This is a genomic window from Labedella endophytica (assembly GCF_003990045.1).
GTDB lineage: Bacteria > Actinomycetota > Actinomycetes > Actinomycetales > Microbacteriaceae > Labedella > Labedella endophytica.
In genome coordinates, this window is record NZ_RZGZ01000003.1 from 239546 (window position 1) to 264429 (window position 24884).

Genomic DNA, 24884 nt, shown 5'->3' on the forward strand with positions numbered 1-24884 from the left:
GACGGCGGGGGCGCCCGTCCCCGCCGCGACCACCGAGAGGAGACCTGAACGATGACGACGACCGATATCGTGACCGTCGGTAACAGGCCCCGCCTGGAGAACCGACCCCTCCGGAAGATCCTCGGCCGGCCCGAGATCGGAGCCCTCGTCGCGGCTCTCGCGGTGATGCTGTTCTTCTCCGTCTACACCTCGACCTTCATGACCCTCTCGGGTGCGGGGGTGTGGCTCGAATCCGCGTCGACGTTCGGCATCATGGCCGTGGCGGTCGCCCTCCTCATGATCGGCGGGGAGTTCGATCTCTCGGCCGGTGTGATGACGGGGTTCACGGCCCTCGTCGTCGGAATCCTCACGAGCCACTACGGCCTCAACATCTGGGTCGCCGCCGTGATCTCCCTCGTCCTGGCTCTCGCGATCGGCGCGATCAACGGGCTCCTCGTGATGAAGACGGGGCTTCCGAGCTTCATCGTCACGCTCGGGACGTTCTTCGTCCTCGCGGGGATCGATTTGGCGGTGACGAAGCTCATCACCGGTCAGGTCGCCATCCAGGGCATGACGAGCGTGCCCTTCTACGACACGATCCAGCCGCTCTTCGGTGCATCGATCCAGATCGGCGGCGGCACGTTCTACGTGTCGGTGCTCTGGTGGTTCGTGGCGACGGCGATCGCCACCTGGGTGCTCCTGCGGACCCGGGCCGGAAACTGGATCTTCGCCGTCGGCGGCGAACTCAAGTCCGCACGACAGGTGGGTGTGCCGGTGCTGCGGACCAAGATCGGCCTCTTCATGACGACGGCCGCGGCGGCCTGGCTCGTGGGCATGATCTCCCTGTTCCGGACGTCGACCGTCCAGGCGAACACGGGCGTCGGGCAGGAGTTCATCTACATCATCTGCGCGGTCGTCGGCGGCTGCCTCCTGACCGGAGGGTTCGGCTCGGCCATCGGAGCGGCGCTCGGTGCCCTGATCTACGGCATGGTCTTCCAGGGCATCACGTTCGCGCAGTGGGACACGAACTGGCTGCGGACGTTCCTCGGCGCGATGCTCCTCCTCGCCGTCTTCCTCAACCACTTCGTCAGGACTCGAGCGGGAGGTTCACGATGAGCGCGACCGGTACACGACCCGCGGTCTCCGAGGCCGCGCCGATCGTCGAGGTGACCGGGATCGGCAAGAGCTACGGCCCCGTGAACGCTCTCTCGGGCGTCTCGACGTCGGTCAAGGCCGGGGAGGTGACATGCGTCCTCGGAGACAACGGTGCCGGAAAGTCGACGTTCATCAAGATCCTGGCCGGAGCGCATTCGCCGAGCGAGGGCGAGTTCCTCCTCGACGGGAAGCCGGTGACGTTCTCGTCTCCGCGTGCCGCCCTCGATGCGGGGATCGCGACCGTCTACCAGGACCTCGCGGTCATCCCGCTCATGCCCGTGTGGAGGAACTTCTTCCTGGGCTCCGAGATCACCCGCGGCGTGGGGCCGTTCCGGCGGTTGGATGTGGGTGAGATGAAGAAGATCACCTACACCGAGCTCGACAACATGGGCATCGACCTCCGCGATGTGGATCAGCCGATCGGCACGCTCTCCGGTGGAGAACGTCAGTGTGTGGCCATCGCCCGCGCGGTCTACTTCGGTGCTCGTGTCCTCATCCTCGACGAGCCGACGGCGGCGCTCGGTGTGAAGCAGTCGGGCGTCGTCCTGAAGTACATCGCGCGTGCGCGCGACCGGGGCCTGGGCGTGGTGTTCATCACTCACAATCCGCATCACGCGTATCCGGTGGGCGACCGGTTCCTCCTGCTCAACCGGGGAACGAGCCTGGGCGACTTCGCGAAGAAGGACATCACTCTCGACGAGCTCACGAGCCTCATGGCGGGCGGTGCAGAGCTCGAATCGCTCGCGCACGAGCTCGAGCGGACCCTCGGCGGATCATCTCCGATCGTCCAGCAGCTCGAAGCCGAGGCCGAGCGGCAGCCCGGCCGGCCGGACGGCGGGCGACCGCGGCGGGGGTGAACTCGGGACGGGAGGGGGATGTGTCCTCCTCCCGTCTCCGCGCACCCTGAACGGCCGGCGGATGTCAGCCGGTGAGGGTGCGCGGGGCGGATGCGCGCGTGCGCGCCCCGACGGTGGGGGTCCACTCGCGATACCCGGGTCCCACAACGTGGGGGACTCCGTCCGGCATGGACAATCGCCACGGTCCGGAGTCGATCCGCTGGTGGTGTCCCCAACACGGGAGCACCCCGTTGTCCGTATGGGTCTCGCCTCCCGCTCTCCAGGGGATCATGTGGTGCACCTCGCACCAGCCGGCGGGTGTGGGGCAGCCGGGGATGACGCACCCGCCGTCGCGCGCGGTGATGGCCCGACGCTGCGACGAGGTGAAGCAGCGCTGAGTCGAACCGAGCGCCAGGACGCGGTTCGCGGTGTTGAGGGTGACCGTCTGCAGTCCGCGGGAGTCGATGAGTCGTTGCACCGCGTCGATCGAGATCGGGGCGGCGTGTCCGTCGATGAAGCCCGCACCGCGGCCGTCCTCCAGCTCGGTCGCCGTGACGGTGACGAGGACGGCCGGTGCCGAACCGGCGAGTTCGGGGGCGTCCTTGACTCTGGACGCGGCGCTGAGGATGTCCGCGAGGGTGTCGTGGTTGCGCTGCGGCCGCGTGCGATCGTCGGCCACGGCCGGTTCGCTGCCGTCCGTGAACGTGACCCTCCGGACATGGGATTCCACGAGACGTTTGAATGTGGCCCCGACCTCGGCGACCAGCAACCCCGACACGGGGATCAACCCGTCGAGGGTCTCCTGCCCGAAGGTGAGGTGGCGCTTCCGGCGGGCGCGCTTCTCGCGGGGTCGGGCGCCATCGGGATCGATGCGGAGGAGGAACGCGGCAATCTGCACCCGCACGAGATCTACGCACACGGGCGGGTGGGTGTCTGTGCCGGCGGCGAGGAACACGAGGCTGTCCTCCGTCTCTGCGAGGATGACCGGGTCTACGCGGGATGCGACTGTGTCGAGGTTCTGCATGATGACATCCGCCGCCTCGACGCCGAGGTTGCCGGCCGCGACGGCGGTGGCGACGGACGTGTGACGTGGCGCGGTCGGGGCGCCCGAGAGGGCAACGCCGGGAGACAGACCCTTCCCGATGCGGATACGGCGGGATGCCTCTACGACGGACGTACCGGTGAGCTTCGCGACGGCATCCTTCGCGGACGCGTAACCGGCAGCGCCGAGGGTATCGATCGGGCCGTCCATGCGCGTCTCGGCTTCTGCCGCGACTCGAGCCCGGAGGGCATCCCCGCGGCGACCGAAGGCTTCCGCCTCGGACACGATCGAGAGGAACTCCGCGCCGGACAACAGGGCAGGGTCGAGGGCGGCGAGGGTCGCGTCGAACTGAGCGATCAGGGCTCTGATCGCCTGCCGGTGCGCGGTGCCGTGTTCCCCCATACGTCCAGTGAACACGAGACCACCGACATTCGGACGGTATCTGGAAAAGGAGTCAGTTTCTCTCGAGAGATCATCCTGTGGACGACAGGTTGCGGATCGGACCGCGCCCTCCGAGGGGGCCATCGGAGGGCGCTCTCGGTGGCCGAGGTGGTCGCCTCCCTTCGACAGGCCCAGGGAACGAGGTGGGGCGTTCGGTGGCACGGTGTGGTCGTCCGCGTTGTCGGTGCCCGTCGGCCGGCTGGGGGTGCGAGCGGGGATCTCTGAGACGGGTTCGGGAGGCGAGGTGGTCCGCATGTCTCGTGCCCTTGTGTAGGTAAGCCTCTCCTAAGTAAGTTAAGGGTAACCTAACCAATCTCCCCTGGCGTGCCATGGGGAGGGTTGGTCTTCCCTTCCCGAAAGGACACCCTGTGCATTCAGCAGTACCACGCCGTCACGGCGCCACGGCTCGGAAAGCCGCGGCTCTCGTCGCAGCCGCCGCGCTCTCCCTCGGAGCCGCCCTCGGCACGGCGACCGCCGCGAACGCGGCACCCTCGGCCGGAACGATCTCCGACGCGTCGTTCACGTGGGGACTCAGCGGCGAAGCGGGCGGCGGAGCCTTCTTCGGCGGCTGCAACTTCCTGAGCGCCGGCACCGCCGGCGACACCGGCAGCTCGCGACTGTGGACCGAAGCGGACGGCTTCTACTCGACGCAGTCGGGCAACGTCACGATCGTGAAGCCGAACGCGGCCGGCGAGCTCCAGCAGCCGACCTGGGCGACGAAGTGCCAGACCCCGCAGGGCACGGCCGTCTCCGCCTCCTCCACGACGTCGCTCACGAAGAACGCCGTCGTCTTCGACGGGGGCGCGGGAACCGTGGCCGCCGACGGCTCCACCGAGATCGCCTGGACCGGATCGTTCACGGTGGCCTTCTACGGCGGCCTCACCTATTGGACGGCGACCGACCCCGTCCTGACGCTCGACGGCTCCGGCAACGGGCAGCTCACCGCTACGGCCTCCGGTTACGGCACGAGCATGGAGGACATGACGCAGTGGGTCCCGATCGCGGGCCGCGAGATCGTGCTCGCCGACATCACCGCGGCCGCCACGGACGACGACGGCCTCACGGTGACCCCCGACTACCTCGGCGAGACCGTGACCACTGCCGGCACTCCCCAGTCCACGACGGGCGCCACGTGGGGCTCGTTCCCCCAGAGCTTCGTCGACTTCCAGCAGCTCACCGGCCAGAGCAGCTACTGGTACAGCTCCGGCGGATCCCGTGACGCGGCCAAGCCGACGACGCCCCTCGACGTGTCGTACGAGCTCACAGCGGGCGGCACCGACCCGGGCACGGACCCGGGTACCGACCCGGGCACCGAACCGGCGGAGGACGAGCAGGACATCGACGTGACGGTGCCCGCAGCGCCCGAGCCCGAAACGGGCAGCTTCGGGTGGGCGTTCACGTCCGCCGCCGCCGTGGATCTCGGCACCGCGACCCAGGCCGGGAGCACGTTCACCGCGGACGGCTCCCTCAACACGATCGCCGTGACCGACACGCGCTCGGGTGGAGCGGGTGCGTACTCGTGGAGCATCTCGGGCAGCGTCTCCGACTTCGCCTCGGAGGACGGCAGCTTCTCCGCCGGCTACCTCGGCTGGACCCCGAGCGTCTCCGAGGCCGGAGCGGGTGTCGTGGCCGGCGCACCGGTCTCCTCCACCCTGAGCGGGGGAGCGGGCCTCGGATCATCGGCGACCCTCGCGTCGAGCACGGCAGCGGCGAGCGCGGCCGTCGACGCCGCCCTCTCGCTCGTGATCCCGAGCGACACGGCGGCCGGCGACTACTCCGCCACGCTCACGGTGACCGCACTCGGCTGATCCGCCGACGGAACGAACGGGCGGTGCCGGCGATTCGCCGGCACCGCCCCTCGTCGGTTCCCGCCGTCGTATCCTCTCCACCCCTGGCTGTCGCCACCGCTGGCCGTCTCCACGCCAGCTCCGTCACCTCTGCGCCAGTTCCGTCACCTGTGCATCACCCCTCCGAACGAAGGTTTCCCGATGACCCGCGCCCGATCGTCCCTCCCCGCCGCGGTCCTCGCGGCCACCGTTGCCGTCTCAGTGGCATTCAGCGGCATCCCCGCCGCGTCCTCGGCCGCCGCTGAGCCGATCGTGGCTACGTCGACCTCTACCGCGACGCCCGCTGACGGCGCGAGCTGGAGTGTCGCACCGGCCGATTCCGCGCGGGGAACGGGGCGGCCGTTCTTCGACTTCGCACTCGACGCGGGGGCGAGCGTCTCCGACGCGTTCGACATCCGCAACGACGGGGCGGCACCCCTGACCCTGCGCGTCTATGCCGCCGACGCGTTCACGACGAGGGAGGGCAACATCGATCTCCTCCCCGCGGGTGAGCAGTCCGTCGACGCGGGCACCTGGGTGGAGCTCGGAGCCGCCGAGGTGACGCTCGAACCGGGGGAGACCCGTTCGGTCCCCTTCACGCTCTCCGTCCCCGCCGACGCGCGCCCCGGTGACCATCCCGCGGGTATCGTCACGTCGCTGTTGTCCGAGGACTCCGGCGCGCAGGTGCAGGTGGACCGTCGACTCGGAAGCCGCCTGTTCGTGCGTGTCGGGGGTGAGTTGTCGCCCGCCGTAGAGGTGTCCGAGCCCACCGTCGCGTTCACCGGCTCGTGGAATCCGCTCGCTCTCGGCGACCTCGAGATCGTGTATTCGCTGCGCAACACGGGAGACACCCGCGTGACCGCCGTGGCGGCGAGCTCTGCCCACGGGCCGTTCGGTGTCGCCCCCGTATCGACGGGGGCCGAGCAGCTCGCGGAGGTGCTTCCGGGCTCGACGGTCGAGGTGCGGCAGTCCCTCTCGGGCGTCGCGGCGCTCCTCTGGCTCGACGGTGCTGTGAACGTGATCCCCACGAGCGTCGGCATCGGAGCGGCTCAGCTCGACTCGGTCGTCCAGCCGTTCCGGCTCCCCGCCGTGCCCGTCGCCACCCTGCTGATCCTGGTGGCGATCGCCGTGATCATCGCCGCCGTGATGCTGGTGTTGCGGAGGCGACGGCGCGCGTGACGCGCCTCAGCTCCTCGACCACGGCAATCGCAACCGGCCCGCCATGTTCAGAACGGAGAGGATGCCGACGAGCACCGCAAGCACAGTACCGCCGAGGGGGAGGACGAGGGGCGCGACGAGGTCGGTGGCCTCCGGCACAAGACCGGCCGCGCCGCGCTGCACACTCGACCAGGCCTGTGCCGCGGCGAGCATCGCCGGGGGTGGCGGATCCGTCGTCGTCGCTGGTGCGGACCCGGCGCGCGGGGACGCGATCACGTCGTTCCGCGGGACCGCACCGGACGGGGTTCCGGAGCCGCCGGTCGTCGGCACGATCGCCGGGGCCTCGGCCTCGGCGTTGACCACGAGCGTCGTCGCGGGTTTCGCCGGGTCTCGCTGCCCGCCCGAGGTGATCCAGTAGCCCGTCTGTCCGGTGAGCTTCTGGAACCCGAGGAACGTCGCGGGGAAGGCGCCCCAGTAGGTGGCGTTCGTGTCCGTCCGAGCGACCTGGCCGGCGCCGGCCGCATCGACTCCGAGGTACTCCGGCAGGATCTCGAAGCCGGTGTCGAGGAGGGCCGCACCGCGCAGCTCGGCGAGCACGACGGTGCGGCCGGGGATCGGCTCCCACTTCGTCATGTCCTCCATGCTCGTACCGAAGCCGCTCAGAGTGGCGGTCAGCCGGCCGTTGCCCGAGGCGTCGAGTTCCAGCACAGGGTCCGTCGCACTCCAGTAGGTCATTCCGCCGTAGAACGCGACCGTGAACGAGCCGGTCCAGCGGAGGTCGACGCCATCGCGGCCGAAGGTGCCCGTTCCGCCCGTGTAGACGACCTGCGAGTCGGTGGAGGATGCCGTCGAAGCCGCGGTCACGGCGTTTCCGGCCGCGTCGAGGCACTTCGTGGCGAAGCTCGCGCGTTCCCACTCGCCGTCTGCGGTCGCCTTCACGATCTCGACGTCACCGCTCTGCGCTGCGTAGAGGCCGTCGTCAGCGCCCCACACGCGGGCGCCGCCGGAGTCTCCCGCCAGACCGGCGCTGAGGAAGTTGCAGCCGCCGGCGAACGCCCCGCCGCTCGTCTCGCGATTGAGGCCCCAGCGCAACTGCGCGTCGTCGACCGTGCCGGCCGTGGGCGCCGCCGGGTCCGTCGACTCCGGGACCGTCACGTCGATCGGCACGCCGTCGTCGGATTCAGCGGACAGAGGAGCGGCGATCGCCACGGTCGGCATCAGAGCCGCGGACGGGACGAGAGCCGCGGAGAGGAGTGCGAGAACGATCGCGCCCGCCGCGCGCTCGCGCCTCACGCCGTCACCTCGGTGCGTCGAGCAGCCCGTGCTCGGACCGAACGTCGGATCGATGTCGCGATGCTGAGGATGAGGAGGACGAGCGCGACGAGGACCGCGACCCCCAGGACGATGTACGGCCACGTGGGGAGCGCGGTCGGGTCGGTGGCGGACGGGATCACGGCGGGGTCGGCCGACACGGTCACGTTCGATTCCGCTATCCGGCCGGAAGCCGCACCGGTGAGGGTGAGGAGGTGCGTTCCGACGCGGAGATCGGCGGGCAGGGGCAGGACCCCGGCGATCTCGCCGGAGGCACCGGCCGTGAGGGGCCCCACGGCGGAGACCCCGTCGTCGAGGGTGGCGACGATGAGTTCGCCGGGGTCGAATCCCTGCCCGGTGAAGCTCAGGGCCTGGCCCGGCACGGCCGTGGTGGTCGTGTAACCCACCCGGGCGGCGGTCGCCGCCGTGTCGCTCGGGGGCCCACCCGAATCCGCACCGGATGCCGGCGGCGTCTCCTCGCCGGCTCCGGTCGTCGAGCGGAAGTCGATCGGGGTGAAGGTCTCGTTGTTGGCGTTCTTCACGCCGTGCGCACCGATCGTGATGATGCCACACGTCACTGAGAGGCAATCGACGGAGGAGACCTCGCCGGAACGGTCGAGACTCTCGAACGACGCCCCCGGGACGATCATGTCGACACTCCACGACCCGTCCGCGGCCATGACGGCGTTCGCGGAGTCCTCCGTCTCGCTGCCGGGGAAGGCGACGAACCGCTGGAAGCCCTGGTTGTCCTTCGCCTCGGAATCCGGCACGTAGCGGTAGTCCGTGCCCACGGTGCCTCCCTCGCTCGGTTGCCACGATGTTCCGTCCGCGACCCAGCCGAAAAGCACGTAAACGCCGCCGAAGCCGCCCGCGATCGACTGGAAGCCCGCGCCTGTGACGGTCACGGTCGTCGCGTAGTCCGGGTCCGCGGTCGCCCCTCCGGTCTCGCTCTCCACCGAGACGCGGCCCGCGGCGGCCGCGGGTTCGACTGATCCGGTGAGCACCGTCGTGGCGAGGAGGGTCGCCACGACGGCCGCGCTGAGGATCGAGGCGCCGAGCGTTCGTCGGCGGGTGGGGGAGTCAGTCATGGGCCGAGTGGTCCTTCCGGCGAGGATCGAGGTGTCGTTCGGCGTGGGGAGCCGAGGGCAGGGCAGCGGACGTGGGACGAGTGGTCCGGACCGGGCGCACCCGCACGGTATGCCCCTCCGGATGCACATCGATGGGGTGGCGGTACACCTCGGAGAGCAGCGCGCTCGAGAGGGCCTCGCGGGGCGATCCGTCCGACCGGATCCGACCCGCGTCGAGCACCACCACCCGCCCCGCGTACGCCGCTGCGAGATCGAGGTCGTGGAGCACGACGACGGCTGCGCCGCCGGCGTCGGAATGGGCGCGGAGCCGCTCCACGACCCGTTCCTGGTGGCGGATGTCGAGGCTCGCCGTGGGTTCGTCGAGCAGGATGATCGGGCAGGCCTGCGCCCGCACGCGAGCGAAGGCGACGCGGGCGCGCTCGCCTCCCGACAGCTCGGTCACGAATCGGTCGAGGAGCGGGGCGATCTCGGCGTCCGCCACCGCGCGGGCGACGTGTGCCTCGTCGGCGTCCGCTTCGGGACGCCCGCGCCAGGGCGCGCGGCCCATCTCGACGACCTCGCGCGCCGAGAAGGGGAAGGAGACCTCGTTCGATTGCGTCAGGACCGATCGCCGTCGCGCGAGATCGATCGGGGAGGAGGCGCGGAGGGGGCGCCCGTCGAGCTCCACGACGCCGTTCGACGCCGGAACGTCTCCGGAGAGGGCGTGCAGAAGGGTCGACTTGCCCGCCCCGTTGGGACCGACCAGGGCGACGAGCTCGCCCGCGCGCACTGCGAGATCGACGCCCGAGAGGATGTCCCGCGACCCGAATCGCACCGTGAGGCCCCGTGCCTCGAGCACCGGTGTCGTCCCCACCGGTGTCGTCTCCACCGGCGTTGCCCCCACCGCCGTCATCCCCAGCCCCCGGAACGGAGGCGCGTGCGGCGCAGCAACCAGAAGAAGAAGGGGCCTCCGACGAGCGCGGTGAGCATGCCGATCGGCAGGTCGGCGTAGGGAACGGCGGTCCGCGCGACGGTGTCGGCGGCGAGGAGGAGGAGTGCGCCACCGAGGGCGCTCACCGAGAGGAGCGCTCGGTGAGCCGGCCCGAGGACGAGTCGCACGAGGTGGGGGACCACGAGGCCGACGAACGCGATGATGCCGCAGAGCGCGACCGCCGCCGCCGTCAGGACGGCGACGAGCACGATCGCGATCACGCGCGTGCGCTCGATGGAGACGCCGAGGTGGCGTGCCTGGCGCTCGCCGAGGGCGAGCAGATCGAGGCGGTGCGCGAGTGCCAGGGCGCCGACGATCCCGATCGCGGTGACCGGTGCGACGATCGCGACGTCCTGCCAGCGCGTGCCGTTGAGCGAACCCAGCTGCCAGAACACGATCTGCTCACGCTGCTGCGTGGAGGACAGGAACGTCGCGAGCGCGATGCCCGCGCCGCACACCGCGTTCACGGCGATTCCCGTGAGCACGAGCGTCACGACCTCGGTGCGCCCGCCCGATCGGGCCGCCAGGTAGACGAGGAAGGTCGCGACGAGCCCGCCGACGAAGGCGAACAGCGGCGAGGTGAGCGGGCCCGCGAAGGTCGCACCCGAGACGATCGCGACCGATGCCGCCACGGCGGCTCCCGACGACACGCCGACGACTCCCGGCTCGGCGAGGGGGTTCCGGAAGACCCCCTGCATGAGCGCGCCGCCCACGGCGAGGGCGGCCCCGACGAGGAGGGCCATGGTGATGCGCGGGATCCGGATCGACCAGAGCGTCGCATCGGCGTTGGGGTGGCTCGGGACCGCGGCGACCGGCAGTCGGATCCCGCCGAGGCCGATCGTCGACAGGGCGTCGTTCGTGTGGAGGGCGACGGACCCGAGGATCTCCGGCACGGGGATGGCGAGCTGGCCGAGACCCGCCGACACGACGGCGAGAGCCGCGGTCGCGACGACGAGCGACCACGTGAGGGTGCGGCGCCGTCGGGCCGGACGATGATGCGCGATTACCGCATCGGAGTCGCGGTCGAGCGGGGTGGGGTCGTCGGAGTCGTCACCGGGGGCGGCAGCGACCCGCGCGATCGCGGCGCTCATCCGGCCTGATCCGGGGCGTACACGGCCACGGCGAGCGCCTCGAGCACGCGCGCCGTGTCCGGACCGAAGCTCAGGATCTGGGAGTCGGCCATGTCGACGACCCGTCGGTGTTCGCCGGCCGGTGTCTGCTGCAGGGCGGGGAGCGCCTCGAGGAGCCCGTCGACACCCTCGACGGACTCGAGGCCGCCGGTCATGACGAGGATGAGGTCCGGATTCGCGGCGACGAGTCCCTCGTCGGTGACCGGCCGCATGCCCGTCCAGCCGATCTCCGAGGAGACGTCAACGCCTCCGAGCGCCGAGACGAGCGCGTCGGCGCCGGATTCCTGCCCGAAGAGGTAGTAGACGCCCGACTGGCCGCGGACGTAGAGGAACACCATGCGGAGGCGCTCGCCGTCCGCCGGGGCGATGGCGGCGATGTCGGCGACGGTCGCGTCGACCGATGCCGTGACGCGATCGGCGAGAGCGGTGCCGCGCTCCGGGACCCCGAGGGCCGCAGCGACCCCGTCGATGAGCGAACCGATGGAGTCGAGCGACCGGTGCGAGTCGACCACGACCACATCGATACCCGCGTCCCGCATCTGCAGCACGGTGTCCCACGGGCCGAGGCTCGTGTCGGTGATGATGAGTGTGGGCGCGAGGTCGAGGATCGCTTCCGCGTTGAGGTCGTGGCCGTTCTGCGTCACGAGCGGACGGTCCGCGATCTCCGCGAAGCCGCTCGAGATGTCGCGTCCGACGACCTGATCGCCGAAGCCGAGCTCGAACACCGTGCGCGAGAGCGACCCGTAGATGTCGAGGGCGAGGATGCGCGAGGTGTCGTCCACCTCGACGGTCGTGCCCTGCGCGTCCGTGATCATCGCGGGCAGGGACTGTTCGCCCACGGTCACGGGGTCGACGGGTGAGGCGGGCGCGACGGCCGTGCTCGGCCCGTCCCACGCGGCCGGGTCGGCGATCGGTGCGACATCGGCCAGGCGGGGCGTGGTGGCCGCGTCCTCGCCCGTCGCGCTCCCGGTGCTCGTGCACCCCGAGAGGAGGAGGGTGACGACGGCGAAAGCGGCCGTGATGAAGGGGCGGCGGGGGGTGGTCACGGTGAGGAGAGGCTCTCGATCGATGGGGTCGCGATGGCAGCGAGGGAAGGTAAGCCAACCCTAACCAGATTAACTACTTAGGTAAACCTACCCTTTGCTCTAGAGTGAGGCCATGGACACGACCATCACCCCGCTCGCCGAGCAGGCCCCCGGCGTCGCCGCTCTGCTGCGCGAGGCCACCGACGCGCAGCACCGCACCGCCGAGTCCCGACCCTTCATGACGGCGCTCATGGGTGGGGAACTCGACCTCGCCGCCTACACCCTCTACCTCGCCCAGTTCGCGCGCATCTACGCGGGGCTCGAATCGCGTGAGACGGTGCGGTCGGATCCGGCGGTGCTCCAGGACCGCCGACTCGACCGGGCCGCCGCGATCGAGGCCGACCTCGCCGCCCTCGGTGCCCCCGACTGGCGTGACACCCTGCCGGCCCTGCCCGCGACGATCGTCTACGAGGAGCGCCTGCGGGCCCTCGCCCGAGACGAGCCGCTCCGCCTCGTCGCCCACCACTACACGCGGTACCTCGGGGACCTCTCCGGTGGCCAGGTGATGGCGACGATGCTGCGCCGCCACTACGGCGCCACGGAAGACCAGCTCTCCTACTTCCGCTTCGACGCCCTCGGCCCGCTCGTGCCGTACAAGCGCGGCTACCGGGACGCCCTCGACGCCCTCGATCTGACCGACGCCGAGCGGGATGCCCTCGTCGCCGAGGCGCGCGCCGCCTTCGACGCGAACACGGCGGTCTTCGACGACCTGCAGGTGGCGACGGCCGGTCGCTGACCGTATCGGCTGTTCGATCCGGCCGCACTCAGCCTGTACGCCGCGGAACACGACAGGATGGACCCATGATCTCCACCCTGCTCGCGTCCCGTCTCCGCACCGCCGGCCTCACGTGGGCCCCGTCCTCCGGTGACGCCTTCGAGATCAAAGGTGATGACTTCGAGGGCGACGTCTTCACCGTCAGCGACATGACGATCGAACCGCAGCACTATCCGAGCGGCACGATCCTCGGCTTCAACGGCACCACCGAGTGGGCGCTCGACTCGGTCTCGCTCGAGGACGCCCTGTGGCTTCCGCGCGAGGACCAGCTGCGCGAGCTGCTCCGCGGCGCCTTCGTCTCCCTCGCGCGCCTCCAGGAGGGGCTGCGCGGACGCACCGTCTACACGGTCGTCGCGCGCATCGACGGGGAGGATCGCCGATACACGAGCGACCACGCCGCGGAGGCCTACGGCGAGGCGCTCCTCGACCTCATCCAGTCCGTCAACTGAAGGTTCGCGACCTACCGGGCGTTCGACAGGTCGATTACGCGCTCTCGAGCATGAGCGAGAACCGACATGTCGAGAGGGACGAGCCAGTCATCGGCGGACTCATCGAGCGGGTTCTTGATCCGGATGACCACGGGCTCGACGGCGTCTCGCGTGTCGACCCAATACTGCCGCCACCCGACGAGAGCACGATCGAACGTCTCCACCCGTGAGTCGGTCAGCTCGGGACCGGGCTGTTCCCCTCCGAAGGAGTGGTGTTCGTCCAGGTGGGAATCGGAGAAGCGCTGTGTGAGGTCGATCTCCTCGCGCGTGTTCCATCCGCTCTCCGAGCGCATCGCGATGTCGAGTGTCAGGAGGACGCCCTTGGTGTACACGCGCACATCGCGCACGCGAACGGTCGTCGAACTGTCGACGAGAACGATATCGGGGGCGAGCGTCACGGGAAGCTCGTCGCGGGGAGGACGGTCGAACTCACCGGAGTCGCTGAATCCGATGAACCATCCGCCGTCGCCGTCGCCGTCGTTGTCGCCGTCGCCGTCGCCGTCGCCGTCTTCGTCTTCGTCTTCGTTGGACGCGGAAATCTCGCGTTCGAAATGCGCGTCATCCCTGAGCATCGCCCGCGCGAGCCCGAGACTCACGATCGACTCCTCGAGAGCGGCGGTCGCGCTGTTCAACTCGCCGATGTCCGCGTCGGTCAGGAGCGCTTTCGCGTAGGCCTCGGCCGCCTCGCGGTGACGATCCATCGCCTTCGTCAGAAAGGTCGCGGCGGTAGCCCAGTCGGGACGTTCGCCCAGGGTCGCGTTGGTCCCCCATAGCGTCGCGAGTGGGCTGATCTGCGGCCAGGACCCGGCAGCGAAGACCTCGACGCCCTCGTCGTCGTCCTCGGGGCGATCTGGTTCATCTCGGTTCACGCCCACAGTCAATCAGACGGCTGCGTCCCGCCCGTCCTCGGCTTCGAGGGCCTCCCAATCGTGGATCCACCGCGCGAGGTACCCCGCGAATCGGTGCAGGTCCTCGTCCTCCCACTCGCCGAGCACGCGTTGGAGGGACGAGAAGCCGGTCGGTCCCAGGTTCGCGAGGCGGCGCCGTCCCTCGTCGGTCAGTTCGATGAAACGCGCCCGGCGGTCTTCCGGGTCCGACCGGGTGGAGACCAGGCCGAGGTCCTCGAGCTGCCGCGACTGGCGGCTGATCGCCGTTCGGTCGACGGCGAGCATGTCGGCGGCGGCACCCGCATGGATCGGGCCGAGGCGCTCGACGATGCGGAGCAGCTTGAGCCCGAACGGCTGGAGCCCGGGGTCGACGGCGGCTGCCGCGTCACGGATGCTCGTGCGGATCTTCGCGGCGAGGATCCCCATCTGCTCCTCGACCTCGGTGAGCGGGGTCGGGGCCCCGTCATCGCGCGTGGTGCCGCCGTCGACCTCGGGCGTCGTCATCGCTCTCGGCCTCCCGCGCCGGTCTCCGGGTCGGTCGCTTCCACGCCGTTCGGGCGGGCGAGCCCCACGGGCGGCAGAGCGACGGCGGCGGTCGAGGTGCTGATGAGCCTGTCCTCCGCCACGTCGATCTCGCGTTCCAGCTCGGTCTTCGATGCGTCGCCGTGGCGCTGCACCGCGTTCATCGTACCGAGGTGGGCGTTGGGCAGGAACGCGACCGCGATGAGGGTGATGATCGCGAGCGGCACGCTGCAGAGGAAGACCTGGCCGACGCCCGTGCCGTAGGCGCTCTCGACGACGATGCGGACGGCCTCGGGGAGTTGGTTCACCTGCGGGATCGTGCCGCCGGCGAGGGCCTGGGCGGCGACCACCTGCTGTTCGGGAGCGAGGTCGGCGATGCCGTCCTTGATGCTCTGCGCGACGACGGTGCCGAGGATCGAGCCAAGGGCCGAGACGCCGACCGTGCCGCCGAGGCTGCGGAAGAACGTGACCGCGCTCGTCGCGACGCCGAGGTTCCGCACCTCGATCGAGTTCTGCACCACGAGCACGAGGTTCTGCATGAGCATGCCGATCCCCGCCCCGAGAAGGAACATGTAGATCGCGACGAGCACGAAAGGCGTGTCGTAGTGCAGCGTGCTGAGGAGCGAGGTGCCCACGACGGCGAGCACGCCACCGGTCACCATGATCGCCTTCCACTTGCCGCGCTTGCTGATGAGCGAGCCGAAGAACGCGGAGGCGATGAGGAGGCCCGCCATCATCGGGATGGTGAGGAGACCGGACTGCGTCGGGGTCGCGCCACGAGCGAGCTGCATGTACTGGGCGAGGAAGACGGCGGTGCCGAACATCGAGACGCCCACGGAGATGCTCGCGATCACGGCGAGGGTGAAGGTGCGGTTGCGGAACATCGACAGCGGGATGATCGGTTCCTTCGCCTTGAGCTCCACCACGACCGCCACGGCGAGGAGCACGATCGCACCGGTCACCATGATCATGGTCTCGAGCGACATCCAGTCGAACTGCTTGCCGGCCATCGACATCCAGATGAGGAAGAGGGAGACACCGCCGGCGATGAGCACGGCTCCGGCGTAGTCGATCGTGACCTTGCGCTTGGCGCGCTTCGGCAGGTGGAGCGTCGACTGGATCAGCATGATGGCGACGATCGCGACCGGGAGCGCGACGAAGAAGTTCCAGCGCCATCCGAACGCGTCCGTGATGAGGCCGCCGAGGAGCGGTCCGCCCACGGTGCCCACGGCCATGACGCCACCGAAGAGACCGGCGTAGCGACCGCGCTCACGCGGGCTGATGATGTCGGCCATGATGATCTGGCTGAGCGCCGCGAGGCCACCTCCGCCGAGGCCCTGGAAGACGCGGAAGACGATGAGCCAGTCGGTGTTCTGCGCGAAGCCTGCAGCCGCGGAGCCGAGGACGAAGAGCCCGAGGGCGAGCTGGATGAGCAGCTTGCGGTTGAAGAGGTCGGCGAACTTGCCCCACAGGGGAGTGGACACGGTGGTCGCGAGGAGGGTCGCCGTGACGACCCAGGTGTATGCGGACTGGTCGCCCTTCAGTTCCGAGATGATCAGCGGGAGCGAGGTCGAGACGACCGTTCCGGCGAGGATCGAGACGAACATGCCGAGCAGGAGGCCGGAGAGGGCCTGGAGTACCTGGCGGTGGGTCATCGAGCCGTCGGGCGAGCCGTCCGGCGCCGCCGTGGTGGCTGAGGGTGATGTGTTCGTGCTGCGCTTCCGCGCAACGTCTCCGCGTGACATGTGACTCCCGGTAATAGTTGGCAACGGTCAACTATACACCTCCGTCATGCTTTCGGGGTCGCTCGGTCGCCCTCCGTTCTTCGTCACGATCACGAGCGCCGTGCGCTACAGCTATCGCCGAGCGCGACACGAATCCGTAGCCCTCGGCTAGATCAGTAGCGCTCACCGACCTGCGACCCGATCGGGCGTGCGATCCGATCGGGCGTGCGAGGGTGTCGGGGGAGCAGGAGGTGTGGGGAGAGGGCGAGTGTGCGTCAGTCGGGGATGATGCGGCGACCCATGCTGATCGAGCCGTCGGGTTCGTAGCCGAGTGCGGCGTAGAAGCCGAGGGCCGCGTCGTTTCCCGCGCGCACCTGCAGGTTGATCTTCGGGCAACCGAGAGCCTCGAGGCGCACTTCCGCCTCGCGCACGAGGGCCCGGCCGAAGCCTTCCCCTCGATGCGACGGGGAGACGGCGAGGTAGTTGAGCCAGCCGCGGTGCCCCTCGTACCCCGCCATGAGGCTCGCGACGGGCTCATCGTCGATCGTGCCGACGAGGAAGAGCTCGGGCTGCACGGTGAGCTTGCGCTCGATGTCGCGGTGGGGGTCGTTCCAGGGTCGTGTCAGTTCGCACGCATGCCACAGCGCGATGACGGCCTCGGTATCGGAAGCCTGGAAGGACCGGATCTGCATCAGCTCAGTCAATCACTCGCCGAAGCGGTATGTGCTCCGTGGGACATCGACTCCGCGGAGGGCGCCACGTCGGCTCGAAGGCCCTCGCTTGGAGAAGGGAGGGGGCGGGGCGGGCCGAGGGCGGTAGGTGTGTGTCGAGGGCTACAGGCGCACCTGTAGCCCTCGCTCGGGAGTAGCCCCTTGCTTAGGGGCGGCTCGTGCGGCGGCGGCGGGGGGTTTGGAGGCGAGGGGTGTGGAGGGGGGAGCCCGGGAGGGGGGAGGTGCCGGAGGCGAGTTCGATCGCGTCGCTGTAGTGGCCGACGAGTGCTCCCGTCACGCTTTTCCACGTGCGGGTGCGCACGGCTTCGCGCGCGGCGCGGCCGAAGGCGGCGCGCTTGCCGTCGTCGCCGGCGAGGTCGCGGACGGCCGAGGCCATCTCGTCGAGGTTGCCGGGGGTGTAGAGCCAGCCGGTGCGGCTCGAGTCCACGAGGTCCACGGGGCCGCCGCGCCCCGTCGCGACGACGGGCACGCCCGAGGCCATCGCCTCCTGGATCGTCTGGCAGAACGTCTCCGACTCGCCGGGGTGCACGAAGACGTCGAGGCTCGCCATGGCGACGGCGAGGTCCTCTCCTCCGAGGAAGCCGGCGAAGTGCGCGTCGGGCAGCTGCCGCTTGAGGGCCGGCGCGAGCGGGCCGTCTCCCACGATCACGAGCCGGGTGCCCGGCACGGAGGAGAGCGCCGCGAGGTCCTCGAGCTGCTTCTCGGCCGCGAGGCGCCCGACGTAACCGATGAGGCGCTCGCCGTTCGGGGCGATCGCCCGGCGCCAGGCCTCGGACCGCTTCGACGGATCGAACCGCTCCGAGTCGACACCGCGCACCCACAGGCGCACACGGTCGATGCTGCGCTCCTCGAGCTGGCGGATCGCGGCGCTCGAGGGTGCGAGCGTGAGGGTCGACCCGGAGTGGATGCGGTCGACGTGCTGCCAGAGCAGCTCCTCGGCGTACGGGATGCCGTAGCGCGCGGCGTAGGCGGGGATCTCCGTCTGGTAGACCGCGACGGTCGGCAGCCCGAGCGCCTGGGAGGCGAGGAGGCCGCGCCATCCGAGCACGAAGGGGGACGCGAGGTGCACGACATCCGGGCGGAACCGCTCGAGCGTGTTCATGAGGCGGCGCGAGCCCCCTGGCGCAACGCGCACGCTCGGATACCGGGGGAGCGTGAAGGAGGGAACCTGATCGACGCGCACACCCGCGTGTTCGGCCGGCGTGAGCCTACCGCTGCGTGCGGCGATGACGATCATCTCGTCGCCGCGCTCGGTGAGGTGTTCCATCACACGCAGCAGCGAGTGTGTCACCCCGTTCATGTGAGGGAGGAAGGACTCGGCGACCATCGCGATCCGCATACTCGATGGTCCCGCGTGACGTGGACGGAGCGGTGAGCACGAGGGAGACGGGAGGTGAAGCCGCAGTGACGATCCCGTGTCCGAGATCGATATCGTGCAGTGCCGGACGGAGCGACGGGGCGCGAAGAAAGGGAAGGCCGCAGTGACGATCCCGTGTCGTGCCGAGAAAGGCGGTCTGGGAATACCGCCGAGGGGGCTGCCGTTGACCCACATGAGCCAATACATTCAGATGAATGGATTGGAAGCCAGTGGACACCAGTGGATAGGACGGACGCAACCGACATGACGAAGAACCTCGAACTCGGACTCGACACCTTCGGAGACGTGAGCGTCGACGCTCAGGGCGACCTGCTGCCGCACGCCCAGGTTCTCCGGAACCTCGTGGAGCAGGCGAAGCTCGCCGACCGCGTGGGTCTCGCGTACTTCGGCATCGGCGAACACCACCGCGAGGACTTCGCCGTCTCCGCCCCCGAGGTCCTCCTCGCGGCGATCGCCGCGCAGACGGAGAGGATCCACCTCGGCACGGCCGTGACGGTCCTCAGCTCGGACGACCCCATCCGCGTCTTCCAGCGCTTCGCGACCCTCGACGCCGTGTCCAACGGACGCGCCGAAGTGATCCTCGGCCGCGGCTCGTTCACGGAGTCCTTCCCGCTCTTCGGCTTCGAGCTCACGCAGTACGAGGAGCTCTTCGAGGAGAAGCTGCAGCTCTTCACCGAGGTGCGCAAGCAGAAGCCCATCACGTGGCAGGGCAACACGCGCGCTCCGCTGTCGAACCAGTCTGTCTTCCCGCCCGTCGAGAACGGCCTGCTGAAGACGTGGATCGGCGTCGGCGGAAGCCCCGAGTCCGTCGTGCGCGCCGCGCACTACGGCCTTCCCCTCATGCTCGCGATCATCGGCGGAGAGCCGCACCGCTTCGCCCCCTTCGTGAAGCTCTACAAGCAGGCCCTCGAGCAGTTCGGCAACCCGCTGCCCCCCGTCGGCGTGCACTCGCCCGGACACGTCTCGGACACGGACGAGCAGGCCCGCGAGGAGCTGTGGCCTCACTACCGCGTGCTGCTCGACCGGATCGGCCGCGACCGCGGATGGCCCCCCATCACGCGCGACCGTTTCGAGGCGGAGGCCGCTCCCGAGGGATCCCTCTACGTCGGTTCGCCGGAGACCGTCGCCGGGAAGATCGCCCGCACGGCGAAGATCCTCGAGCTCGACCGCTTCGACCTGAAGTACGCGAACGGGACGATGCCGCACGAGCAGCTCATGAACAGCATCGACCTCTACGGCACGCAGGTCGCCCCGCGCGTCCGCGAGCTCCTCGGTGTCGACGCCGCGGCCGAGTCGGAGCTCGTCTCCCGCTGACCTGACGTTCTGCTCCACCCAGCGCTCCCCACTCCTCGCCTGGAGGCGCGCGGTAGCGCTCCCGGTTGCCGCCTGACGAACGACCTCCAGCGCTCCCCACTCCATACCCCTGGAGTGGGGAGCGCTCCCCATGACGGGACGGTCCGGCGTGTCGATAGGGTGATCCTGCACCCGTGATCGCCGCGCGGATGCCTGATCACGCTGTCGGGGGAGATGATCGCTGTGAGTTCGGGACAGCCCATCCAGTCCGACCGCGCTCGCCGCACGATCGCGCGTTTCGCCGGCGCCTCGTGGACGGCCGGCGCGATCATCATGGCGCTCATCGCCTTCGGCACCTTCAGTCGTCTCGCGGTCGACGGAGACACCGGCCGACTCTTCGAGCCTGGTGGGGGCGGCTACAGCGACTACCCGTGGGAGGACGAGAACCTCCCGGAGGCGCAGCCGGACGCGAACGACCCCGACGTCTACGTCGGCAACGGCAACGCCGTCATCCGGATCGACGGCGTGACGACGGCGCCTCTGCAGGTCACTCCGATCGACGGCGAGTACATCCGGCTCTCGATGACGGAGAGCGGCGACATCGACCCCGAGCTGCCCGTCGAAGATCGCGAGTGGCCGCTGCGCGTCGGCTATCCACAGGAAGACCTGCCCTCCGTCGTGTTCCCCTACGCGGGGACCCTCGAACTGTGGGTCCAGGCTGACGAGCAGTGGATCCTCCGCATCGAGGAACTCGTCGCCGACGAGATCACGGACGTCGTCTCCGGCCAGGGCAACAGGCTCCTCGTCTATCGGGGCAACGCCGTGAGCGCGCTCTTCGAGTTCGTCGGCGACGGTGTCTTCATCGTCACGGCGTATTCGCGCGAGGTCGGCGAGGAATCCCTCATCATCGAGAGCGACCCGATCGAGCAGCGGCAGTCGTGGTCGCCGTCCGATGTCGTCGTCCTGAGTATCGAATCGAGCGCCGACCGCGGAGCCTGGGTCGTCGACATCGACTCCTACGATGATGACGATGAGAGCACCCCGACTCCCGGCGAGACGCCGACGACGTCGTCCGAGCCGACCGATCCCCCCACCGAGCAGGAGACCCCGTAGATGGCCGACTTCGTGAAGACCCTCGACCAGGCGTTCAAGGCCCGGCTCCCGCTGCTCTACATCGAGACGAGCGAGGAGGAGCGGGTGATCCAGGAGATCGGCCGCGCCGCCGGGCAGCTGCGGCACCCGCGTCAGGTGTGGACATGGTCGTCCGCGACGGGACTCGTGTCGCCCGAGTCGAAGATCATCTCGAACACGACCAATCCGTCCCGCGCGCTCGAGCATGCGCAGACCGTCACCGAGAACGCCGTGTTCGTGTTCTGCGACCTGCACGCGTACTTCGGGTCGGAGGGCCGGCCAGGGGACCCCGGCATCATCCGGAAGGTGCGCGAGGCGGTGCTGGAGTTCCGGCACGGCGACCTCGGCCGGGCACTCGTCGTGACCGCGCCGGTTCGCGCGATCCCGCCGGAGCTCGACAAGCTCACGAATCTCGTGGAGTTCCCCCTGCCGGAGCGGAAGGAGCTCTCCTGGCTCCTCGACACGATGATCGACAACAACTCGTCGGGCTCGGGGCGCATCCGGGTCAAGGCGTCGACCGGCGACCGGGAGAAGATGGTGCAGGCTGCTCTCGGTCTCACGATGGCCGAGGCGGAGAACGCCTTCGCGCGGGCCATGGTCGACGACGGCGCACTGACGACCGACGACATCGACATCATCCTCGACGAGAAGCGGCAGACCGTCCGGAAGGCCGGTCTGCTCGACTTCGTGGACAACGGCATCGACCTCGACCAGGTGGGCGGCCTCAACAACCTCAAGCGCTGGCTGTCGCGGCGCGACGGCTCCTGGCTCGCGGAGGCCGAGGCCTTCGGGCTGCCTGCTCCGAAGGGAGTGCTCATCACGGGCGTTCCCGGCTGCGGGAAGTCCCTCACGGCGAAGGCGACGGCCGCATCGTGGGACATCCCGCTTCTCCGCCTCGACATCGGCAAGATCTTCGCGGGGCTCGTCGGCTCGAGCGAGCAGAACCTGCGTACGGCGATCGCGACGGCGGAGGCCGTCGCACCCTGCATCCTCTGGGTCGACGAGATCGAGAAGGGGTTCTCGAACACCACCGGATCCGGCGACTCCGGCACGACGGCGCGCGTGTTCGGCTACTTCCTCACATGGATGCAGGAGAAGACCAAGTCCGTCTTCGTCGTGGCGACAGCCAACAACATCGACGCACTGCCGCCGGAATTCCTCCGCAAGGGCCGGTTCGACGAGATCTTCTTCGTCGATCTCCCCACGGGAATCGAGCGCGACGCGATCTGGCGCATCCAGCTCGCGTCGCAAGCGACCCCGGCCAACGGCCTCGCGCCGCTCGCGTCAGACGCGAGCGTGATCGACCGCCTCACGGCCGCATCCGAGGACTACTCGGGCGCCGAGATCGAGCAAGCGGTCGTCGTGGCGATGTACGAGGCCTTCGCCGGAGGGCGCACGGTTACGATCGACGACCTCGAGAAGGCCATCACCTCGATGATCCCGCTCGCGGTGACGCAGTCGGAGGAGGTCGCGGGCATTCGCAGTTGGGCGGCGCTCCGGGCCGTGCGCGCGACGGGCAGCGAGGACGCGGACCCCGCTCAGGACGATGCCCAGGCGGGGGTCCCGGCCACGGGAGCCGACCTCGCGAAGCGCCGCGGCGGCCGCACGGTGGAATTCTGATGAGCACGGTTCTGGTGAACGGCAACGGATGGAGGAGGAACGCATGACGCAGAAGCAACTCGTCGTCCAGGTGCGACGTGACGGCACGGTGCACGCCGAGACCATCGGCATGCAGGGCGCCGAGTGCCTCGACTACATCGCCGTTCTCGAGAACCTGCTCGAGGCGGAGACCACCGAGTCGGCCTTCACGGACGACTATCACCGCACCGGGGTCGACGACTCCGCCGGCGTGGTCGCGGAGGACCGCGATGCGCTCGGTCGCTGACCTCCTCGACCGGCCCGTGCCGGAGCGCCGGTCGGGGGAGACGCTCCGCTGGTCACGCTTCCTGGCGTCGACAACCGCGGAAGGACCGGGCGTCCGCTCGGCCCTGTGGTCGCAGGGGTGCTCCGTCCACTGCCCCGGGTGCTTCAACCCGCACCTGTGGGCCGCGGCGGGTGCGCGTCTCGACGACACCGCGGCTCTCGCCGAACGTTTCGCCGCCGAGACCGAGGCGGCCGGCGCGGAGGGCGTCACCCTCCTCGGCGGGGAGCCCTTCGACCAGGCCGAGGCGCTCGCCGTCGTCGCGGAGGCCATGGCGGCGCGCGGCCTCACTGTGATGACCTTCAGCGGGTACACCCTCGACGCCCTCACCGGGTGGGCGGCGGAGCGCGACGACATCGCGCGCCTGCTCGCCGCCACCGACCTGCTCGTGGACGGTCCGTACCTGCGCGATCGCCCGGACGCGATCCGGCCGTGGCTCGGATCGACGAACCAGGGGATCCGCGCACTGAGCCCCGCGTACGCCGACGTCGTCGCGCGGATCGATGCCGACGGAGGCCGCGACCGGGTCGAGATCCGGATCGACCGTGACGGCCGCATCGATGTGAACGGCTGGGCCGACGACGCGGCCCTCGCCATCCTGCTCGACGATCTCGGAGTGAGGGCCGACGCCCCGTTCCGGAAGGAGAAGAACCGATGAGTGTCACGATCCTCCTCATCCCCGTCGCGCTCGCCGCGGCGTCCCTCGCCGGCGGGGCGGGACTCGGCGCGGCGAACCGCGCCCGGGACGAGAGCCGACGGGCCGGAAACCCCAGTACCGCCCTCACCGTGCGCACACGCATGAAGGACCGTGGGCTCCTGGGGCTCGCGCTCGACGACCTCGGAGCCCTCGACGTCGTCGCCGGTGAGACGCAGGTGACGGCGACCATCGACGACATCCGCCTCTCGATGACGCTCACCGAGGATGACGTCTGGGAGGCCCACATGGACAGGGCCGACGGCATCGCGGTGGACGAGGACATCGCCCGTGACATCCTGACCCGCCTCGACGCCGCCTACGCCGGTCGGGTCCAGTCGGCTGTCGCCGAGCGGATCCGGGCGCAGGCCGATTCGGCCGGCTTCGAGCTCGTCTCCGAGACGCGCGACGAGGCCTCGACGGTCACGATGGTGCTCAACGTGCGACAGGACGTGTGACGACACGGTGACGAGTGCGCTCAAGACGTCGAGGTGGGGAGGGCCGGACGGTCCGTCCGCCCGGTGGTTGTTACTCACGAGCATCTGGCTCGTGTTCGTGCTGCTGCCGAACGGCGTCACGACCTGGCTGGGTTTCGCGTTCATCGGTTTCGCGATGCTCCGTCCCGTGTGGATCGCCGCGAGCGTCGCGTACTTCGTCGCGACGGTCATGATCGAGACCACAGAGGCGCTCGGGGCGTGGAGCGTCGTGCTCGGCGGAGTGCTGTGGGTCGTCGGGATCGCGCACGGCATCGCAGCGAACCGAACGTGGCAGACAACGCTCTGGAGCCGGATGGAACGAGGACTCTCGCCTCTTGGCCGGGGGCGACCGTCACGGAGCCGCCGAACCGCGTCGCGCCGATCCGGCCGCGATGTCCCCGACGAGGCTGTCGGGCTGCTCGACGCCGCGGGCACCGACGGCAGCGACTACCTCGCCGAGACACCGAGCGGCGGTCGGACATCGGCGTCCGGTCGCTCGTCGCGAGCATCGCGCGGTCGGACGCCCGCGCCGAACACGCGGCAGAAGGCGCTGCCGACGACCCCGGTCGACGTGAACACCGCCACGCAGAAGGCGCTGCAGGCCTTGCCCGGCTTCACGCGCCAACGGGCGAAGGCGGTGCTCGCCGAACGCGAGCGACTCGGGGGCTTCAGCTCGGTGGAGCAGTTCTCCGCCGTCGCCTCGCTCCAACCGCACGAATTGACGCGGCTGCTGCCCGTGCTCGAGTGCTCGCCGCGACCCCGGCGGGCGCGCTCGTTCGGTCGCCGCGTCGATCTCTGACACCCCGCGGAGCGGATTCACGGCCCGATCGTTCGCCGATCGGT

General features: G+C 69.8%; 24 protein-coding genes. 13 read left to right on the forward strand and 11 right to left on the reverse strand.

Going from position 1 to position 24884, the window contains the following annotated elements:
• The first annotated feature begins 51 nt into the window (after positions 1 to 51).
• On the forward strand, positions 52 to 1095 hold the full coding sequence (locus tag ELQ94_RS12140) for an ABC transporter permease (RefSeq protein WP_127050621.1): 1044 nt from the start codon (positions 52 to 54) through the stop codon (positions 1093 to 1095).
• On the forward strand, positions 1092 to 1991 hold the full coding sequence (locus ELQ94_RS12145) for an ATP-binding cassette domain-containing protein (protein ID WP_127050622.1): 900 nt from the start codon (positions 1092 to 1094) through the stop codon (positions 1989 to 1991). The genes ELQ94_RS12140 and ELQ94_RS12145 overlap by 4 nt, the downstream gene beginning before the upstream one ends.
• A 64-nt stretch (positions 1992 to 2055) precedes the next feature.
• Here the strand turns inward: ELQ94_RS12145 and ELQ94_RS12150 are convergent, their stop codons facing one another.
• Positions 2056 to 3414, reverse strand: a complete 1359-nt coding sequence (locus ELQ94_RS12150; protein WP_166404768.1) for an HNH endonuclease signature motif containing protein — start codon at positions 3412 to 3414, stop codon at positions 2056 to 2058.
• 407 nt (positions 3415 to 3821) lie between these two features.
• On the opposite strand from ELQ94_RS12150, the gene ELQ94_RS12155 reads away from it, so the two are divergent.
• A complete protein-coding gene (locus ELQ94_RS12155) occupies positions 3822 to 5261 on the forward strand; it encodes a hypothetical protein (RefSeq protein ID WP_127050624.1) in 1440 nt (479 codons plus the stop codon).
• Between the two features lie 180 nt (positions 5262 to 5441).
• On the forward strand, positions 5442 to 6458 hold the full coding sequence (locus tag ELQ94_RS12160; RefSeq protein WP_127050625.1) for a WxL protein peptidoglycan domain-containing protein: 1017 nt from the start codon (positions 5442 to 5444) through the stop codon (positions 6456 to 6458).
• 6 nt (positions 6459 to 6464) lie between these two features.
• On the opposite strand, the gene ELQ94_RS12165 is transcribed toward ELQ94_RS12160, so the two are convergent.
• From ELQ94_RS12165 to ELQ94_RS12185, 5 genes are read right to left on the reverse strand one after another with little or no spacing between them, the layout of a single operon-like run.
• On the reverse strand, positions 6465 to 7730 hold the full coding sequence (locus tag ELQ94_RS12165) for a hypothetical protein (protein ID WP_127050626.1): 1266 nt from the start codon (positions 7728 to 7730) through the stop codon (positions 6465 to 6467).
• Positions 7727 to 8836, reverse strand: coding sequence for a hypothetical protein (locus ELQ94_RS12170; RefSeq protein ID WP_208007672.1), 1110 nt, complete (start codon positions 8834 to 8836; stop codon positions 7727 to 7729). The genes ELQ94_RS12165 and ELQ94_RS12170 overlap by 4 nt, the downstream gene beginning before the upstream one ends.
• Positions 8829 to 9689: a heme ABC transporter ATP-binding protein gene (locus tag ELQ94_RS12175; protein ID WP_243696999.1), complete on the reverse strand. Its 861-nt coding sequence runs from the start codon at positions 9687 to 9689 to the stop codon at positions 8829 to 8831. The genes ELQ94_RS12170 and ELQ94_RS12175 overlap by 8 nt, the downstream gene beginning before the upstream one ends.
• Positions 9690 to 9724: 35 nt before the next feature.
• Complete coding sequence (locus ELQ94_RS12180) at positions 9725 to 10897, reverse strand: FecCD family ABC transporter permease (protein WP_127050628.1); 1173 nt, start codon at positions 10895 to 10897, stop codon at positions 9725 to 9727.
• Positions 10894 to 11982 (reverse strand): heme/hemin ABC transporter substrate-binding protein, encoded by a 1089-nt coding sequence (locus ELQ94_RS12185; RefSeq protein ID WP_166404770.1) that lies wholly within the window; start codon positions 11980 to 11982, stop codon positions 10894 to 10896. The genes ELQ94_RS12180 and ELQ94_RS12185 overlap by 4 nt, the downstream gene beginning before the upstream one ends.
• Positions 11983 to 12094: 112 nt before the next feature.
• Between ELQ94_RS12185 and ELQ94_RS12190 the strand changes: the two genes are divergently transcribed.
• Both ELQ94_RS12190 and ELQ94_RS12195 read left to right on the forward strand, forming a co-directional pair.
• Positions 12095 to 12757, forward strand: coding sequence for a biliverdin-producing heme oxygenase (locus tag ELQ94_RS12190; RefSeq protein WP_127050630.1), 663 nt, complete (start codon positions 12095 to 12097; stop codon positions 12755 to 12757).
• Between the two features lie 65 nt (positions 12758 to 12822).
• Positions 12823 to 13245 carry a hypothetical protein gene (locus tag ELQ94_RS12195; RefSeq protein WP_127050631.1) on the forward strand — a complete coding sequence of 141 codons (423 nt, stop codon included), beginning with the start codon at positions 12823 to 12825 and terminating at the stop codon, positions 13243 to 13245.
• Positions 13246 to 13256: 11 nt separating this feature from the next.
• Here ELQ94_RS12195 and ELQ94_RS17310 read toward each other — a convergent pair whose 3' ends face one another.
• The 5 genes from ELQ94_RS17310 to ELQ94_RS12225 all read right to left on the reverse strand — a co-directional run bounded on the left by ELQ94_RS17310 (position 13257) and on the right by ELQ94_RS12225 (position 18487).
• Positions 13257 to 14153: a hypothetical protein gene (locus ELQ94_RS17310; protein ID WP_166404772.1), complete on the reverse strand. Its 897-nt coding sequence runs from the start codon at positions 14151 to 14153 to the stop codon at positions 13257 to 13259.
• A 12-nt stretch (positions 14154 to 14165) separates the two neighbouring features.
• Entirely contained in the window at positions 14166 to 14675 is a 510-nt protein-coding gene (locus ELQ94_RS12210) for a MarR family winged helix-turn-helix transcriptional regulator (protein ID WP_127050633.1), read from the reverse strand.
• Positions 14672 to 16348 carry an MDR family MFS transporter gene (locus tag ELQ94_RS12215; RefSeq protein WP_127050850.1) on the reverse strand — a complete coding sequence of 559 codons (1677 nt, stop codon included), beginning with the start codon at positions 16346 to 16348 and terminating at the stop codon, positions 14672 to 14674. The genes ELQ94_RS12210 and ELQ94_RS12215 overlap by 4 nt, the downstream gene beginning before the upstream one ends.
• A 344-nt stretch (positions 16349 to 16692) precedes the next feature.
• Positions 16693 to 17109, reverse strand: coding sequence for a GNAT family acetyltransferase (locus tag ELQ94_RS12220; RefSeq protein WP_127050634.1), 417 nt, complete (start codon positions 17107 to 17109; stop codon positions 16693 to 16695).
• A 184-nt stretch (positions 17110 to 17293) separates the two neighbouring features.
• Positions 17294 to 18487, reverse strand: coding sequence for a glycosyltransferase family 4 protein (locus tag ELQ94_RS12225; RefSeq protein WP_127050635.1), 1194 nt, complete (start codon positions 18485 to 18487; stop codon positions 17294 to 17296).
• 282 nt (positions 18488 to 18769) lie between these two features.
• Between ELQ94_RS12225 and ELQ94_RS12230 the strand changes: the two genes are divergently transcribed.
• The 7 genes from ELQ94_RS12230 to ELQ94_RS12260 all read left to right on the forward strand — a co-directional run bounded on the left by ELQ94_RS12230 (position 18770) and on the right by ELQ94_RS12260 (position 24840).
• Entirely contained in the window at positions 18770 to 19840 is a 1071-nt protein-coding gene (locus ELQ94_RS12230) for an LLM class flavin-dependent oxidoreductase (RefSeq protein WP_127050636.1), read from the forward strand.
• Between the two features lie 222 nt (positions 19841 to 20062).
• Positions 20063 to 20932 carry a hypothetical protein gene (locus tag ELQ94_RS12235; RefSeq protein WP_127050637.1) on the forward strand — a complete coding sequence of 290 codons (870 nt, stop codon included), beginning with the start codon at positions 20063 to 20065 and terminating at the stop codon, positions 20930 to 20932.
• Positions 20933 to 22570, forward strand: coding sequence for an AAA family ATPase (locus ELQ94_RS12240; protein WP_127050638.1), 1638 nt, complete (start codon positions 20933 to 20935; stop codon positions 22568 to 22570). It abuts the gene before it with no gap.
• A gap of 43 nt (positions 22571 to 22613) precedes the next feature.
• Entirely contained in the window at positions 22614 to 22835 is a 222-nt protein-coding gene (locus ELQ94_RS12245; RefSeq protein ID WP_127050639.1) for a DUF2997 domain-containing protein, read from the forward strand.
• Complete coding sequence (locus tag ELQ94_RS12250; protein WP_127050640.1) at positions 22819 to 23529, forward strand: 4Fe-4S single cluster domain-containing protein; 711 nt, start codon at positions 22819 to 22821, stop codon at positions 23527 to 23529. The genes ELQ94_RS12245 and ELQ94_RS12250 overlap by 17 nt, the downstream gene beginning before the upstream one ends.
• Positions 23526 to 24023, forward strand: coding sequence for a hypothetical protein (locus ELQ94_RS12255; protein WP_127050641.1), 498 nt, complete (start codon positions 23526 to 23528; stop codon positions 24021 to 24023). Before ELQ94_RS12250 ends, ELQ94_RS12255 begins: the two co-directional genes overlap by 4 nt.
• A gap of 7 nt (positions 24024 to 24030) precedes the next feature.
• The gene (locus tag ELQ94_RS12260) at positions 24031 to 24840 is read left to right on the forward strand and encodes a ComEA family DNA-binding protein (RefSeq protein WP_127050642.1); all 810 of its coding nucleotides are present in this window, start codon (positions 24031 to 24033) and stop codon (positions 24838 to 24840) included.
• The last annotated feature ends 44 nt before the right edge of the window (positions 24841 to 24884 follow it).

Excerpts from the sequence above, each read along its gene's own strand:
- ELQ94_RS12140 (WP_127050621.1), top strand. The coding sequence starts at position 52 with ATGACGACGACCGATATCGTGACCGTCGGTAACAGGCCCCGCCTGGAG.
- ELQ94_RS12145 (WP_127050622.1), top strand. The coding sequence starts at position 1,092 with ATGAGCGCGACCGGTACACGACCCGCGGTCTCCGAGGCCGCGCCGATC.
- ELQ94_RS12150 (WP_166404768.1), bottom strand. The coding sequence starts at position 3,414 with ATGGGGGAACACGGCACCGCGCACCGGCAGGCGATCAGAGCCCTGATC.
- ELQ94_RS12160 (WP_127050625.1), top strand. The coding sequence starts at position 5,442 with ATGACCCGCGCCCGATCGTCCCTCCCCGCCGCGGTCCTCGCGGCCACC.
- ELQ94_RS12170 (WP_208007672.1), bottom strand. The coding sequence starts at position 8,836 with ATGACTGACTCCCCCACCCGCCGACGAACGCTCGGCGCCTCGATCCTC.
- ELQ94_RS12180 (WP_127050628.1), bottom strand. The coding sequence starts at position 10,897 with ATGAGCGCCGCGATCGCGCGGGTCGCTGCCGCCCCCGGTGACGACTCC.
- ELQ94_RS12190 (WP_127050630.1), top strand. The coding sequence starts at position 12,095 with ATGGACACGACCATCACCCCGCTCGCCGAGCAGGCCCCCGGCGTCGCC.
- ELQ94_RS12195 (WP_127050631.1), top strand. The coding sequence starts at position 12,823 with ATGATCTCCACCCTGCTCGCGTCCCGTCTCCGCACCGCCGGCCTCACG.
- ELQ94_RS12210 (WP_127050633.1), bottom strand. The coding sequence starts at position 14,675 with ATGACGACGCCCGAGGTCGACGGCGGCACCACGCGCGATGACGGGGCC.
- ELQ94_RS12215 (WP_127050850.1), bottom strand. The coding sequence starts at position 16,348 with ATGACCCACCGCCAGGTACTCCAGGCCCTCTCCGGCCTCCTGCTCGGC.
- ELQ94_RS12220 (WP_127050634.1), bottom strand. The coding sequence starts at position 17,109 with ATGCAGATCCGGTCCTTCCAGGCTTCCGATACCGAGGCCGTCATCGCG.
- ELQ94_RS12225 (WP_127050635.1), bottom strand. The coding sequence starts at position 18,487 with ATGCGGATCGCGATGGTCGCCGAGTCCTTCCTCCCTCACATGAACGGG.
- ELQ94_RS12230 (WP_127050636.1), top strand. The coding sequence starts at position 18,770 with ATGACGAAGAACCTCGAACTCGGACTCGACACCTTCGGAGACGTGAGC.
- ELQ94_RS12240 (WP_127050638.1), top strand. The coding sequence starts at position 20,933 with ATGGCCGACTTCGTGAAGACCCTCGACCAGGCGTTCAAGGCCCGGCTC.
- ELQ94_RS12245 (WP_127050639.1), top strand. The coding sequence starts at position 22,614 with ATGACGCAGAAGCAACTCGTCGTCCAGGTGCGACGTGACGGCACGGTG.
- ELQ94_RS12250 (WP_127050640.1), top strand. The coding sequence starts at position 22,819 with ATGCGCTCGGTCGCTGACCTCCTCGACCGGCCCGTGCCGGAGCGCCGG.
- ELQ94_RS12255 (WP_127050641.1), top strand. The coding sequence starts at position 23,526 with ATGAGTGTCACGATCCTCCTCATCCCCGTCGCGCTCGCCGCGGCGTCC.